We start from the raw sequence: 13,847 nt of genomic DNA, 5'->3' as shown, positions 1-13,847 counted from the left end.
GTTTCTTTGAAACCTAAGGAACAAGAAAATCGCACAACTTTTGGTATCAAATAGCTCTATAAACAATTAGACTAAATACTCTTTTCCCAATACTTCAATCTCCCTTTATTCTCAGATTTCACTAATCTGAAGCTTGATGGAATCTCTTCACATTCACCGCAATAGGTAACGATTCTGACACGAACTGGTGTCGATTCAAACTTTTGCCTTATTAATTGAATGTATTTTTGATGTGCTACTTCATCCAATTCCTGCTGCCTATCCAGCTTATCTTTTGGATTTACCAACTCTTCAAAAGCATTGAAAAAAAAGAAGGAATCATACACACTAAAATCCAAATCAATTAAATCTGCATGGATGAATTGTAGGTTTTCAATAGCTAAGCTCTTGGATATTTTCCGAGAAAGCTGAACCAAATTTTCCCGCTGCTCCACTCCTACTATGTTAGCTCTTGAAGTTAATGCTGCTACTAGACAAAATTTTCCGGAACCTGAACCCAAGTCCAGAACCGATTTTCTCCCATCCTCAGACAAAAACTTAATAGCCTTTTTCGAAATATCAACAGGAGTCCAGTGTGTGTCGGACAGCTTCTGCATCTTTATGGGATACAGCACATTGATAGCTTCATCCGTTAATTTTAAGGCATCAAGAGAGACGACAAAACTCATTTTAGTATGGCTAATTATAGATTAGAATGGAATCCTGAGAACTTCGCCCTAAAGTTATCCCTAATTACCCTATTTCACTTTGGAAATATATCTTTATAAAAATTTCAAACCATCAATGAAATACCCCCTACTGCTAAGCCTTTGTTTTGCCTTACATCTATCTTTTGGTTTATCCTTATTCGCCCAGGAGAATAATTACACTAATTCTACCTCCATCCCGATAGGCGGAAACACTTACCAAACAGCGGGAAATATCAAGGAGAAAATTGGAGAATCTGGAATTTTGACTTGGTCGAATGAAGCCAGTGAATTCAGCATTTATCTCAAGTCTTCCATCGAAAAAGAGGTAATAGTTTCCTTGGAAATAGTAACACAGGAGTCTGATTCTGAAATAGCTGTGGTATTAAAAGAATCTCATGCTATAGCCCTCAGTGAAGGAAAATCTGGCATTATTGAGGTGGGCAAAATGAAACTTGCCCCCGGTTACAATGAAATAAAACTGAAAGGAATCAAAAAATCAGGAGTCGATTTCGCCAAAATAAGTAAGCTTATTATTGGTTATGATGGAGAACTTGAACTAGCCTATGTCAAGGACAATGAATCCAATCGATTTTACTGGGGACGTCGAGGCCCTTCTGTTCACCTAAGTTACACGCTGCCAGCAGACAAAGACTTCAAATGGTTTTACAATGAGGTCACCGTCCCAGAGGGAATGGACCCAATAGGTTCATATTTCATGGCAAATGGTTTTGCTGAAGGGTATTTTGGCATACAGGTAAACTCTGAGACTGAACGCAGAATCCTATTTTCCGTGTGGAGTCCATTTAAAACAGACAATCCCGGTGAAATTCCAGATGAGGAGAAAATAATTCTCCTGAAGAAAGGTGAAGGTGTTTACACAGGGGAGTTTGGAAATGAAGGATCTGGCGGTCAAAGCTTTCTTAGGTACAATTGGAAGGCGGGTAAAACGTATAGCTTTCTTAATTCTGTAGAACCGGATGGAAAGGGAAATACGGTTTACACCGCTTACTTTAAAGATCCCGAAGTAGGTGAATGGATGCTGATCGCAAGCTTTCTAAGACCTAAAACTGATACTTGGTACAAGAGACCTCACTCCTTTCTGGAGAATTTTGTCCCGGAGTCTGGAAATATCGAACGCACGGCCAACTATGGGAACCAATGGGCTGCAGATAAAAATGGAAACTGGACTGAGCTCGCAGAAGCAAAATTCACAGGAGACGATATCGCTAAGCGAGGATACCGATTGGATTACGAAGGCGGAGAAAAGTCAGGTCAATTTTACCTAAGAAATGGAGGTTTCTTCAATGGGTCTGTAGAATTGAACAGTATGCATATTCGCAAAGCGAACGGAATTGCTCCCGAAATAGCATTTGATCAATTGCCTTAACCTCCATCTTACCAATCTTATATTAATTGCCATCAATTTTAACTATGAAGTATTCTATCCAATCAGCTGATCTCACAGTTGAGATCAACGCCATCGGAATGGAGCTCTGCTCCATCAAGTCAAACCTAACCCAAACTGAATACATTTGGCAAGCTGACCCAAGTATCTGGAAGGGCTCAGCTCCTGTCCTTTTCCCAATTATTGGAGCCTTGAAAGATGGATTAACACTGATCAAAGGCAAGGTATATAGCATGCCTAAACATGGCTTGGTACGAAATTCCACCAAACCAACACTTATTGAGAGAACAGAGACATCTTTAAAGTTTCGCCTCACTTGGGATGAGGAGTCGTTACAGAATTATCCATTCAAATTTGAACTGGATATGGTTTTCCGACTGGAAGGCAAAACCCTTTCAATTGAGCATATTGTTACTAATCTTGGCAATGAAATTATGCCCTATTCTATTGGAGGGCATCCAGCTTTCAATTGCCCGCTTGTTGGCGGTGAAGAATACGAAGACTATTTTTTGGAATTCGAGCATAAAGAAACTGATTCTACATGGATGGTGGAGCCAAGTGGTTTGATAGGATTGAATCAAAAATTGGTTCTTGACAACACAAAAACTTTACGGCTTAATAAACACCTCTTCGATGATGACGCATTGATTTTCAAAGGTCTTAAATCAAGAGAGGTAAAACTTTGCCACAAGAGTAAAGGCACTATCCTATCCATGAAGTTTGATGATTTTGATTACTTGGGAATTTGGGCAAAGCCCGCAGCTCCTTTCGTTTGTATCGAGCCTTGGCTGGGGATAGGTGATAGCTCTGGTTCCAACCAGAAGTTCACAGAGAAAGAAGGATTGTTATTTGTAGAACCTAACCAAAGCGAAACCAAAAGCTACTCTATAACTGTTGCATAAAAAAAATGCAATGACTGAGCAAAAAATCGGATTTGGTGGAGGCTGTCACTGGTGCACAGAAGCAGTTTTTCAATCGATAATTGGAGTGAGCAAAGTAGCTCAAGGTTGGATAGCTTCTGAGGATAAAAATATGAGTTTTTCCCAAGCTGGGATTGTAAGTTTTAACCCTGAGAATATTAGTCTTAAAGCACTAATAGAAATTCATTTGCTCACACATGCTAGTGCTGCAAACCATAGCTTTCGAAAAAAATACAGGTCTGCGATTTACTATGTAGATCAAGAGCAAAAATCAGCAGTGGAAGTAGCGTTCTCAGAAGCAAAATTTGTCTTGGACGAAAATTCTATTACCAAGATCTTACCCTTGTGTGAGTTTCGGCTAAACGAAGAGGAGTTTTTGAATTACTATCAGAAAAGACCAAATGCCCCTTTTTGCCAAACCTACATTTCTCCCAAACTTGAAATGCTGAGACAGCGTTACACCAAACAACTCAATTAGAATTTAAACGAATCGAACGATATGCTAAACTGGAATGACATCATCAAATTCACTAACAATGGAAATCCTACACCGCCTAAGCGAGTAGAAAAAACAGATGCCGAATGGAAGGAGATTTTAAGTGCTGAAGAATACTATGTCACCCGCCAAAAAGGCACAGAGCGGGCACATAGCTCTGAGCTTTGTAGCTTATTCGAACCAGGGCTGTATGCTTGTAAATGCTGTGACACACCATTATTTGATTCAAACGAGAAATTTGAAAGTGGAACAGGCTGGCCTTCTTTTACTCAGCCAGTAGCGGTAGAAAATGTGGCCTATCACAAAGACGTCAGCTTTGGTATGGTAAGAGTAGAGGCACTTTGCAATGTATGTGATGCACATCTTGGCCATGTATTCCCAGATGGCCCTGCTCCTAGCGGATTAAGGTATTGCATGAATGCTGTATCTCTGGAAAAAGTGAAGGAAAAGTAAGAGCTATACACCTATTCGCAAATCCGCAATTATGCTTGGCTCCATATTTCCTTTGTTCAACCAGCTGGAAGACCGAAGACCGGTGACCGAAGTTACTGCAAAGCTAGTTTTTACCATATACTAAATCGCTTTTAGTCTTTTACTGAAGCAATAGGGATATATATTATCTCTTAAATCAGCGAAGCAGGCCTTTTGAGCCTGCTTCGCTTTTTTCTATTCCACATTTGCTATAAATGGAGCTTCTTTTATATAGGCTCCATTATTAAATGATTCAATGAGCAACCTAGCCAAGCTAGTTGCTGAAATATGCTGTCCTGGACAATCAGTCAGTGAAAAAGAAATCTCTGGAGCTTCATCAGTTTGGGAAATCAAAGGTAAGCGTACCAGTGTCCAATCCAACTTACTAGCGCTGAGAAGCTTATATTCCAGCTGCCTATCTTTAGTAGAAACAGGATAGTTGGCATACATCCATTCCGTAGCGGCCTTGGTTGATGCTTGTTTTTGATCAAACTCTGTATCCACATTCAACCCTGTAACCACGAGGTATCTCCTGATATTATGTGCTACTAACACTTCTAAAATAAGCTTTGTGGCTTGAGAGAAAAGTGTTGGCTCACTGTATGGAATTCCCGCTCCCAGTGTACTTATTAGTCCTCCACAGTCGGAAATAAGTTCTTGCAGCGCATTCTTGTCCAGCACATCACCTAGTATCACTTCCATGTTGGGATGGGCAGTCGGGATTTTCTCTGGATTTCGAATGAGAAGTTTGATTTTGAAATTTTGACGTAGGAGCTCTTTTACAAGATATACGCCTGACTTACCTGTACCGCCGATTACGGCTATTTTATTGAAATTTTTCATGTGATTCTTTATAAAATTTGAGTAAAAATTAACCACAGCATTCCTTAGCAGGAAAAGCTTAATCACTTGCTCAAAAGCAAGCTGTCGGTTCTATCAGATATTTTATAAAGAGATTTTAATAGGCCAAACATACTTTAAAAAAGTATATCTAAAAAATAAAAGGGAGCTAGTTTTTAGTTAGCTCCCATAGCAGATATTTCTATGATCTACTTAGCCCACTCGATATAATCCTTATTTACTTGGCCATCGATTACACTTTCATTGGAATAAATAATAATTCTATATTTGAAGGTAGCAGACTCACCTTGCGCCAATTTGAAGTTCAGTTCATCTTTGCCATCACTCAATGCTTTTTGACCTAATGGATTGGCTGCAAACAGGCCATATCCTCTTGCATGCCAATAGGTTGGATACCCTGGGTTAGATGGAAAATCTAAGATGGCTACAGAGATATTTTCATCATTTATCTTACCTTTCAAGCTCACCCAATCTCCTCTTGTACCCCATACATCATCGCCTTTGATTCCTTCACTGCTCAGGTACATTCCCGTGATACCTTCATTATTCATCGTCGGTACATCTGTTGCCACTCCGGATGCATCTGTGAAAATCTCGGGTTTATTGGAAGGATGTTCCAATTGTCTTGCAGTACGAAGACCTAACATACCTTCCTTGTTGTCAGTCAACTTCACCTCTCCATTTGGAGCAGTCAAAGTAGCGATACGGTCAATTGTTCTCTGATTGTCTTTTCCTTTGAATATAAACGTGGTATTCTCAGTCAAAAGCACCTCGCCTTTGTCGTTCATCCAATCCAAGCTTACTTCCAAAACACCTTCTTCATTTCCACTTTTTACAGAATTGATGGATTTGTGCACGATATGACCATATTTCGTTTTGTCTTTTATTGCAGCAGAATTATTCCAAAAGTCAAGTCCATTCACATCTCCATAGTTAAACCAAAGTCCCAAATGGTGTGGATGATCCACTCGCTCTCCCGGTCTAGGTGTTATTGGCCATCCTCGAGTGATAGCGTTACCATTTGCAGTATTGATAGGGTACAAAACTGGCTTCTCCAGAGAATCCGGATAGATGTAAGAAGTGAAAAACTCCCCGTCAATGATGACATCTACCTTCTTAGCAACATCGTCTCGGACTAGTTCAATTCTATCTTTCATTACCTCAGGCTCTTGTTCAGTTTCTGTTTTTTTATCTGCAGCTCCACAGCCAAATGTCATTGCAGATAAGGCAATTACTGCGGTGCAGTTAAACAATAGTTTCTTATGTAAAATCATGATTTTTATTCTGGATTTAAGGTTAGATGTTTATTAGTCATTCAAATCAATTAGATCATTTCGACTTCTTCAATTTATTGAATAAGGCCAATTGTTCTTTCAATGCAGCAACTCTATCGGCTGGTTCAGTCCGGGCTTCCAGCAGGATCCAACCATCATAATTGATGTCATTGAACAATTTGAAAAGCTCGGGATAAGGATAATCTCCTTCGTTGAATTCCCGAACATGCACGGTATCCCCAAACCACTTTTTTACAGAATTAAAATTAGCCTCAAGACCTGGAGGAAGTAAATCTTCCGCATTACAATTCCAGCAAATCTTGACTGCAGGCTCTGTGACCTGATCAAAAATCGCTTTCATATTAGGAAGCTCCTGAGTTAAGTGTCCATGAACTTCTACCCGAACCAATTGTCCATATTCGGCGGCAAACTTGCCAACTTCATTGAAAGATTCTGCGATTTGCTTAATGGTCTTCTCTTTGGGAACTCCTTCTGGTAAATTATTTGGCTTTACCTTGATACCAGTGGCACCTATGTCTTTGCAAAGCTTGATATACTCCTTGGTTCCTTCGATATTTTTTCGAACTACAGCAGGATCAGGACTATGGTATTCGAAATTGCTTCCGTATCCCAAACAAGTGACTTTGCTATCTTCAAAACGCTTTTTCACCTCAGCACGTTCTGCAGCACTAAGGCTTGTTTCTACGCCATGCGCATGTTCTGTACGAAGCTCCACTCCTAGCACTCCCGCTTTTTCACAATTTGCGATCAGCGTAGGAAGGTCCCAGTCTCTGCCCCATTGATATGTTACCAAGCCAAATTTCATCCCTGATTTTGCCATAGAAAAGGCATCAAAAGGATATTGCATAGCCGCGATACCCAAACTGGCAGCAGCACTTTTTTGTAAAAAATCTCTTCTAGAATTGCTCATTGACTATACTTTATTTGGTACGGTATAAGGATCACGATAGTCTCTTGTCAGCATCTTGTTAGCTTCTTTGTCTTTGACAAATTTTTCTTCGCTACCATCAAATCGAAGTTCGCGACCAGTCAGATAAGATACATTGGCAATCAAGGGAAGGACAGACGATTTAAAGCCTTCTTCTATATCGCAATGAAGGGTATCATTATTTCCTGCACGGATTGCATCCAGGAAATTAGCATAGTGCTCTGCCCCACCTGGAGCAGCCAAGACTTGATTACTTGGTGCCGGAGCGGCTTCTTTTTTGGATCGGGCAAAAGGCTCTGTTTCTTTCTCACGAAATGCTTTCCAAGTCCCTCCATCTAGTTCCAAATACCCTTTGGTACCATAAAAAACATTTCCAATATGAATACCCAAGCTCGATTCTCCATTGGTGTATCTGCCTCTGGTTTCAAACTCCAGCATGGTACCATCAGCATACTTGAATACGGAGCTTTGTGTGTTTGGAGTTTCCTGAAAGCATTCGCTTGGGTCAATTCCGTAGATTCCTCCTGCAGAATAAACTGAAATTGGATGTTCATTCTTATTCATTCCCCAGCGCGCCACATCAAACTGGTGCGGCCCCTGATTTCCAGTATCGCCATTTCCAGTTGCCCAGTGCCAATGCCAGTTGTAATGCACTTTCTTTTCGTTATAAGGAATCATCTCTGCCGGGCCTCTCCAATAATCATAATGCAAGGATTCCGGTGGTGTACTGTCTGCCACTTTCCCAAATGAATCACGTGGCTTGAAGCAGGTTCCGCGTGCCATATATACATCCCCAATCCCTCCTCCATGAAGGAATTCCATTGCGTCCATCACATTTGCAATGGATCTGTTTTGGAAACCTACCTGCACTCTACGGTCGTATTTTCTGGCAGCCTCAACCATCTTCCTTCCTTCCCAGACATTATGACTGGCAGGCTTTTCTATATATACATGCTTTCCTGCCTGGCATGCCCAGATTGTAGCCAGCGCGTGCCAGTGATTTGGAATAGCCATAGAAAGTGCGTCCAGTTCTTTATCTTCCAGCACCTTTCGCACATCCCATTCTGTCGTCGGCGTGACACCAGTCTTGTCTATTACTACTTTTGATTTCTCCGAGAAATATTGCTCGTCAGCGTCGCAAAGGGTCTTTAACCGCACATTTCGGTTGTCTTTCAGCGCGCACCATTGATTGATGTGATTACTGCCTTGACCTCTGATTCCTACCACAGCGATATTGATTCGCTCATTTGCTCCTATAATGGAAGCATATGATTTTGCACTCATGCTCATGCCAGCCATGGCTATTCCTGCGGTGCCTAAGAGACTTTTCTTAATGAATTCTCTTCTCTTTTCCATTTGAGTTAAGGTTATAGGGTTTGTTGTTATTACTTCTTGAGGTAATTTTTTATTCGCTCAATTCATTCTTTCACAGTAGTTCAGCTATGAATTTTTAATCTAAACAATCTCTTCCTAGCAATCAATAGTAATTATCTGTACACATCAATTACTTGTGCAAACGATTGCTTTTGCGATATCACCGTAAATGGTGATATCCTGCTTTATCACCGTAAATGGTGATATTTTGGATTATCACCGTAAATGGTGATATTTGAAATTATGATAGCAATCATTACAGGAGATATAATCAATTCCAGAGAGCTCAAAAGTCAGGACATCTGGATTAAGCCAATCAAAGAACTGTTGGGAAAATGGGGACAAGCTCCAAAGCAATGGGAAATTTTTAGAGGCGATAGTTTTCAATTGGAAATCGCAGATCCCGCAGAAAGTTTACTCGCTGCATTACAGATCAAAGCACTTATAAAAAGTCTTCCCTATCCTGAGGAAAATAAAAGAAGTTCGCCTGTGGACGTACGCATGGCCATAGGAATAGGTGAAAAAACGCACAATGCAGACAGAATCTCCGAAAGCAACGGAGAGGCATTTGTAAGATCCGGAGAAAAATTTGAGCAACTGAAAAGCGAGATGGTCACTCTGGCAATCAACTCTCCTTGGCATGAATGGAACGGTGAAATGAACCTTTACCTAAAATTGGCCGGAATTCAAATGGACAGCTGGTCAATCTCTTCGGGAGAACTGATGTCAGAAATGCTATCGAATGCAGACCGAACACAGGCGCAGATAGGAGAAATCCTCCACATCAACCAAAACTCAGTAAGCAAGCGATACAAAGCAGCTCATGGCGAAGATATCTTGGCTATGGAGAAATTATTCAGAAAGAAAATCAGCCAGCTTATCTAATGCTTATTCTTATCAAACTTATTCTCGCACATCTCATCGGAGATTTCCTGCTGCAGCCTACTTCATGGGTGAAAGAAAAAGAGAAGCGAAAAGCTGCCTCACCCAAGCTGTATTTGCACGTGTTGATTCATGGAGTTCTGGTATTGCTACTGCTTTGGGACTTTACACATTGGCCAATGGCACTTGCCATTACTCTGGCACATTTAGGAATAGACCTGATCAAGCTCTATGCTCAAAAGCCGAAAACCAAAACAACCTGGTTCATTGCTGATCAAGCTTTGCATCTGGCGAGTATTCTGATCATTTGGGCAGTATTTACTGAAGTTTATGTGGATTTCAGGCAAGTCCTGCAGAATCCAAAAATCCTTTCACTTATCACTTTGGTGCTTTTTCTTACACAGCCTACGGCAATTATATTAGCCAATCTGCTCAAAAAATGGTCAGACGCTATACCTTCTCAACCTGACCAATCGCTTCAAAATGCAGGCAAATATATAGGGATGTTAGAAAGGCTTTTTGTCTTCGGTTTCATCGTAACCGGGCACTGGGAAGCCGTGGGATTCCTGATTGCTGCCAAATCAGTATTCAGATTTGGTGATCTTCGTAAATCAAAAGAGCGGAAACTTACAGAATACATTCTGATCGGAACCCTACTTAGTTTTGGCACTGCCATGATATCCGGTCTTATCTTTTTATCCATTCCCAATTAAATGAACCCAAGCACCGAACTGGATTCTATCCAACTCAATTTCTCTCCCAGCGATTTACTGCTTCTCAATCTAGCTTTGGCGCTGATCATGTATGGAGTGGCGCTGGATCTGAGATTTGAGGATTTTAAATACTTAGCAAAAAACCCGAAAGGCTTCTTTTTGGGTGTCTTTTCACAGTTTATCCTATTGCCATTTCTTACCTGGTGTCTGGTGCTGATCATGAAGCCACCTCCATCGGTAGCCTTGGGGATGTTCCTCGTAGCTGCTTGTCCGGGTGGAAATGTCTCCAATTTTCTAAGCAGCCTAGCCAAAGGAAACACAGCACTTTCGGTCAGTCTAACAGGATTCTCCAGTATTATCTCCATCGTCAGTACTCCTCTGAATTTTGCACTGTGGGCAGGATTCTATGCTCCGACCTCAAACCTGCTGCGGGAAATCAGCCTGGATTACACAGATGCCTTTACCACAGTAGCTTTGATCTTGGGGATTCCACTGATATTGGGGATTATCACACATAACTATGCTCCTGCCTTGGCGGAAAAAGCGTCAAGAATCCTCAAACCATTGAGTATTTTGATTTTTGCAGCTTTTGTGGTCATCGCATTTGCAGGCAATTTCGACCTATTCACCAAGTACATTTCATTAATCTTCTTATGGGTACTAGCTCATAATTTTGTGGCATTGGGTTCAGGCTTTCTCACAGGAAAACTCTTCAAACTTCCCCTCGCTGATGTAAAAACTATGACCATAGAAACAGGAATTCAAAATTCAGGTTTGGGGCTGGTATTGATTTTCACTTATTTTGATGGCCTTGGCGGAATGGCTATTATTACGGCTTGGTGGGGTATCTGGCACTTGATATCAGGCATGACTATCGCAAGTCTCTGGAAATCAAAAGTCTGATCAAGAAAATAGTCTTTGTAAAGCAAAACAATCAATGCAGTATCTAGTTAATGAATTCCTTCGTATCCTCGTCAAGATTTCTCTGAAGGGATATTTCAAAAAAATAATCATCGAGGGAAAGGAAAATATTCCAAAAAACACCCCAATTCTTCTGGTAGCGAATCACCAAAATGCATTGATTGACCCCCTTCTTTTGGCCACTCACACTGGTCTAAAACCCTATTTTTTAACACGGGCATCGGTATTCAAAAAATCATTTGTTGCCAAGCTGTTGAATTTCATCTATATGCTCCCAGTATATAGAGTTCGGGATGGATTTTCTACAATTCAGCAAAACCAAGGGACTTTTGACCAGACTTACGAAGTACTTCAAAAAAACGGAGCTGTGATCATCTTTGCCGAAGGCAGCCATAGTCTAATCCGAAATTTACGTCCACTGAGTAAGGGTTTTACGCGAATTGCTTTTGGCCTTAAAGAGAAATATCCAGAGACAACCCCTGTGGTATTGCCGGTAGCTTTGGATTATAGCGCACATAAGCGCTCTGGAAGTATAGCCAGGGTGACTATTGGAAAGGTGATTCCCGTGGATATGCCGGCTGCAAAATCCGGTTTGCTTACAAAGTCCGTTCAGGTAGCTTTGAAAAATATGGTGGTAGAAATTCCTGATGATAACTATGACCAGCATCTTGACAACCTGATAGAACATCAAGTTGATGTGAGCTGCAGAGAGGATGTAGAAATGTTTTTGAAAACAGGTCAGGTTAAAAATCCTGTAAAAGAAGCTTCAGGATTCACCAATAAATTGATGAAGATATTCAACTTCCCCTTGTATTGGCTGTGGCTTTTAAAACGCCCAGGAGTAAAAGATCTAGTGTTTTCATCAACTTGGAAATTTCTAATAGGATTTGCCTTGGCTCCGCTATATTATATATCCTTACTGTTGCTTGCCCTATACACTCCGCTTGGAAGTTGGGCTCTGGCATTTCTGATCATGGCGTTAGTTACCGTGATAGCTAACAAAAATCCACAGGAATAAAGAGCGCCTTGACCAAATATTCTTTGGGATATTTTATAACTTTGAAAGAAGAGTTAAACCCAAAAAAATAACTAACCATGAGTCAAGACTTTCTTCCCTTGAATGGGACTGATTATGTAGAATTGTACGTTGGCAATGCCAAACAATCCGCACTTTACTATCAATATGCCTTTGGCTACGAACTCATTGCCTATGCAGGCCCTGAAACTGGCGTGAAAGACCGGGCATCCTATGTCCTAAAGCAAGATAAAATCAGACTGGTACTTACTTCTCCCCTTCATCCAGAAGGTCCTATCGCAGATCATATCCGAAAGCATGGTGATGGTGTAAAGGTGCTGGCGCTCTGGGTGGATGATGCTGAGCTTTCCTGGAAAGAAACCACCAGCAGAGGTGCTGAATCAGCCTCAGAACCCAAAAAGATAAGTGATGATCACGGTCATGTAGTAGTCTCTTCTATCAAAACCTACGGGGAAACCATCCACACATTTGTAGAACGAAAAGACTATAAAGGCATATTCCTGCCTGGCTACCAGCCACGATCAAGCACTTATACCGCGCAACCCATCGGACTAAAGTACATCGATCATTGCGTAGGCAACGTGGAACTAGGCGAAATGAATCGCTGGGTAGAATTCTATGAAAATGTCATGGGATTCAAACTCCTGATCACATTTGATGACGAGGATATCTCCACCGAATACTCAGCGCTGATGTCCAAGGTAGTTTCCAATGGTAATGGCTACGTGAAATTTCCTATCAACGAACCTGCCGCCGGCAAAAAGAAATCGCAAATCGAAGAATACTTGGATTTCTACAAAGGACCCGGAGTACAGCACATGGCGATTGCAACCGATGACATCATCCAAACCGTGACCGAGTTGAGAAAAAGAGGCGTGGAATTCTTGGTAGTGCCTTCCTCCTATTACGATGATTTGCTGGATCGTGTGGGGAAAATTGATGAGGATCTCCAGCCGCTAAAAGATCTGAATATACTCGTAGATCGTGACGATGAAGGTTATTTGCTGCAGATTTTCACTAAACCAGTACAAGATAGACCTACCCTTTTCTTTGAAATCATCCAGCGGAAAGGCGCGAAGTCGTTTGGAAAAGGAAATTTCAAAGCACTTTTCGAAGCAATAGAAAGAGAGCAAGGTCTCAGAGGTAATTTATAAACCGCATCCAAATAGCCGACTCCAGATTTTAGTCGGCTATTTTTTTTAATTTTTACTGGAAAAGAACTAATTTCTCTAAACTTTTAATCCTAGAAACATATGCTATCTGTCATCAGCAACACCATCAAAGGCGGGATTTTTTTCCTTTTCCCAATCGTTATCATCTTACTGTTTTTTGAAAAAATCATCCACATTTTACAACCTTTAGCCACAAAGATCAGTGCTGGAATTGGATTGGAGAATTCCGCATGGGATTTCCCATACATTATTGCGATTATCATCATTTTGTTGTTTTGCTTTTTAGCAGGAACAGTAGCCAAGCTAGGCGCTGGCAAATGGATGGTCGGCTGGATCGAAGATCATATTTTGACACTCTTCCCAGGCTATCAACTGATGAAAAACACTTTACAGGCAAATGCAGGACTAGAAAGTGACAAAGAATTTCCAGTGGTTTTTGTGCCTATCGATGGATGGATGATCGCCTTTCACGTAGATACGCTGGCTAATGGTAACATAGTAGTTTTTGTACCGTCTGCGCCCAGCACTTGGGAAGGAAATGTGGTAGTTTTTGAAAAAGACAAAGTAAAGGCCTCAAACCTTAGCCAAAAAGACGCAACCCAACTCATGCGCAGGCTGGGCGTAGGTGCAGCGGAGATTTTTGCAAAGCATAAGGAACTTTAGCTCAAAAATTCTTTGCACAAG

General features: G+C 41.1%; 15 protein-coding genes. 10 read left to right on the top strand and 5 right to left on the bottom strand.

Annotated features, from left to right (window positions below):
* Positions 1–71 precede the first annotated feature (71 nt).
* The gene (locus BM386_RS02765) at positions 72–668 is read right to left on the bottom strand and encodes a methyltransferase domain-containing protein (RefSeq protein ID WP_091691522.1); all 597 of its coding nucleotides are present in this window, start codon (positions 666–668) and stop codon (positions 72–74) included.
* 115 nt (positions 669–783) lie between these two features.
* On the opposite strand from BM386_RS02765, the gene BM386_RS02760 reads away from it, so the two are divergent.
* The 4 genes from BM386_RS02760 to msrB are packed head-to-tail and all read left to right on the top strand — an operon-like array spanning position 784 to position 3,963.
* Entirely contained in the window at positions 784–2,076 is a 1,293-nt protein-coding gene (locus tag BM386_RS02760; RefSeq protein ID WP_091691521.1) for a DUF3472 domain-containing protein, read from the top strand.
* A gap of 44 nt (positions 2,077–2,120) precedes the next feature.
* Positions 2,121–2,996, top strand: coding sequence for an aldose 1-epimerase family protein (locus BM386_RS02755; protein ID WP_091691520.1), 876 nt, complete (start codon positions 2,121–2,123; stop codon positions 2,994–2,996).
* A 10-nt stretch (positions 2,997–3,006) separates the two neighbouring features.
* A complete protein-coding gene (locus tag BM386_RS02750) occupies positions 3,007–3,492 on the top strand; it encodes a peptide-methionine (S)-S-oxide reductase (protein WP_091691519.1) in 486 nt (161 codons plus the stop codon).
* A 21-nt stretch (positions 3,493–3,513) separates the two neighbouring features.
* Positions 3,514–3,963: a peptide-methionine (R)-S-oxide reductase MsrB gene (msrB, locus tag BM386_RS02745; RefSeq protein WP_091691518.1), complete on the top strand. Its 450-nt coding sequence runs from the start codon at positions 3,514–3,516 to the stop codon at positions 3,961–3,963.
* A 213-nt stretch (positions 3,964–4,176) separates the two neighbouring features.
* Here the strand turns inward: msrB and BM386_RS02740 are convergent, their stop codons facing one another.
* The 4 genes from BM386_RS02740 to BM386_RS02725 form a co-directional block, all read right to left on the bottom strand.
* Positions 4,177–4,824 (bottom strand): NAD(P)-dependent oxidoreductase, encoded by a 648-nt coding sequence (locus BM386_RS02740; RefSeq protein WP_091691517.1) that lies wholly within the window; start codon positions 4,822–4,824, stop codon positions 4,177–4,179.
* A gap of 206 nt (positions 4,825–5,030) precedes the next feature.
* Positions 5,031–6,116 carry a DUF6807 domain-containing protein gene (locus BM386_RS02735; RefSeq protein ID WP_244545438.1) on the bottom strand — a complete coding sequence of 362 codons (1,086 nt, stop codon included), beginning with the start codon at positions 6,114–6,116 and terminating at the stop codon, positions 5,031–5,033.
* A 55-nt stretch (positions 6,117–6,171) separates the two neighbouring features.
* A complete protein-coding gene (locus BM386_RS02730; protein WP_091691516.1) occupies positions 6,172–7,047 on the bottom strand; it encodes a sugar phosphate isomerase/epimerase family protein in 876 nt (291 codons plus the stop codon).
* 3 nt (positions 7,048–7,050) lie between these two features.
* A complete protein-coding gene (locus BM386_RS02725) occupies positions 7,051–8,421 on the bottom strand; it encodes a Gfo/Idh/MocA family protein (protein ID WP_091691515.1) in 1,371 nt (456 codons plus the stop codon).
* A 261-nt stretch (positions 8,422–8,682) separates the two neighbouring features.
* On the opposite strand from BM386_RS02725, the gene BM386_RS02720 reads away from it, so the two are divergent.
* The 6 genes from BM386_RS02720 (at position 8,683) to BM386_RS02695 (ending at position 13,826) form a co-directional block, all read left to right on the top strand.
* Positions 8,683–9,324, top strand: a complete 642-nt coding sequence (locus tag BM386_RS02720) for a hypothetical protein (RefSeq protein ID WP_091691934.1) — start codon at positions 8,683–8,685, stop codon at positions 9,322–9,324.
* Positions 9,324–10,034, top strand: coding sequence for a DUF3307 domain-containing protein (locus BM386_RS02715; protein WP_091691514.1), 711 nt, complete (start codon positions 9,324–9,326; stop codon positions 10,032–10,034). Before BM386_RS02720 ends, BM386_RS02715 begins: the two co-directional genes overlap by 1 nt.
* The gene (locus BM386_RS02710) at positions 10,035–10,937 is read left to right on the top strand and encodes a bile acid:sodium symporter family protein (protein WP_091691513.1); all 903 of its coding nucleotides are present in this window, start codon (positions 10,035–10,037) and stop codon (positions 10,935–10,937) included.
* A 34-nt stretch (positions 10,938–10,971) separates the two neighbouring features.
* A complete protein-coding gene (locus tag BM386_RS02705) occupies positions 10,972–11,973 on the top strand; it encodes a 1-acyl-sn-glycerol-3-phosphate acyltransferase (protein WP_091691512.1) in 1,002 nt (333 codons plus the stop codon).
* A gap of 77 nt (positions 11,974–12,050) precedes the next feature.
* On the top strand, positions 12,051–13,145 hold the full coding sequence (gene hppD, locus BM386_RS02700; RefSeq protein ID WP_091691511.1) for a 4-hydroxyphenylpyruvate dioxygenase: 1,095 nt from the start codon (positions 12,051–12,053) through the stop codon (positions 13,143–13,145).
* A 99-nt stretch (positions 13,146–13,244) separates the two neighbouring features.
* Complete coding sequence (locus BM386_RS02695) at positions 13,245–13,826, top strand: DUF502 domain-containing protein (protein WP_091691510.1); 582 nt, start codon at positions 13,245–13,247, stop codon at positions 13,824–13,826.
* Positions 13,827–13,847 lie beyond the last annotated feature (21 nt).

The sequence above is a fragment of the Algoriphagus locisalis genome, from assembly GCF_900116615.1.
Lineage (GTDB): Bacteria > Bacteroidota > Bacteroidia > Cytophagales > Cyclobacteriaceae > Algoriphagus > Algoriphagus locisalis.
The sequence above is the reverse complement of the archived record's forward strand: the minus strand, read 5'-3'. Positions and strand labels throughout refer to the sequence as shown.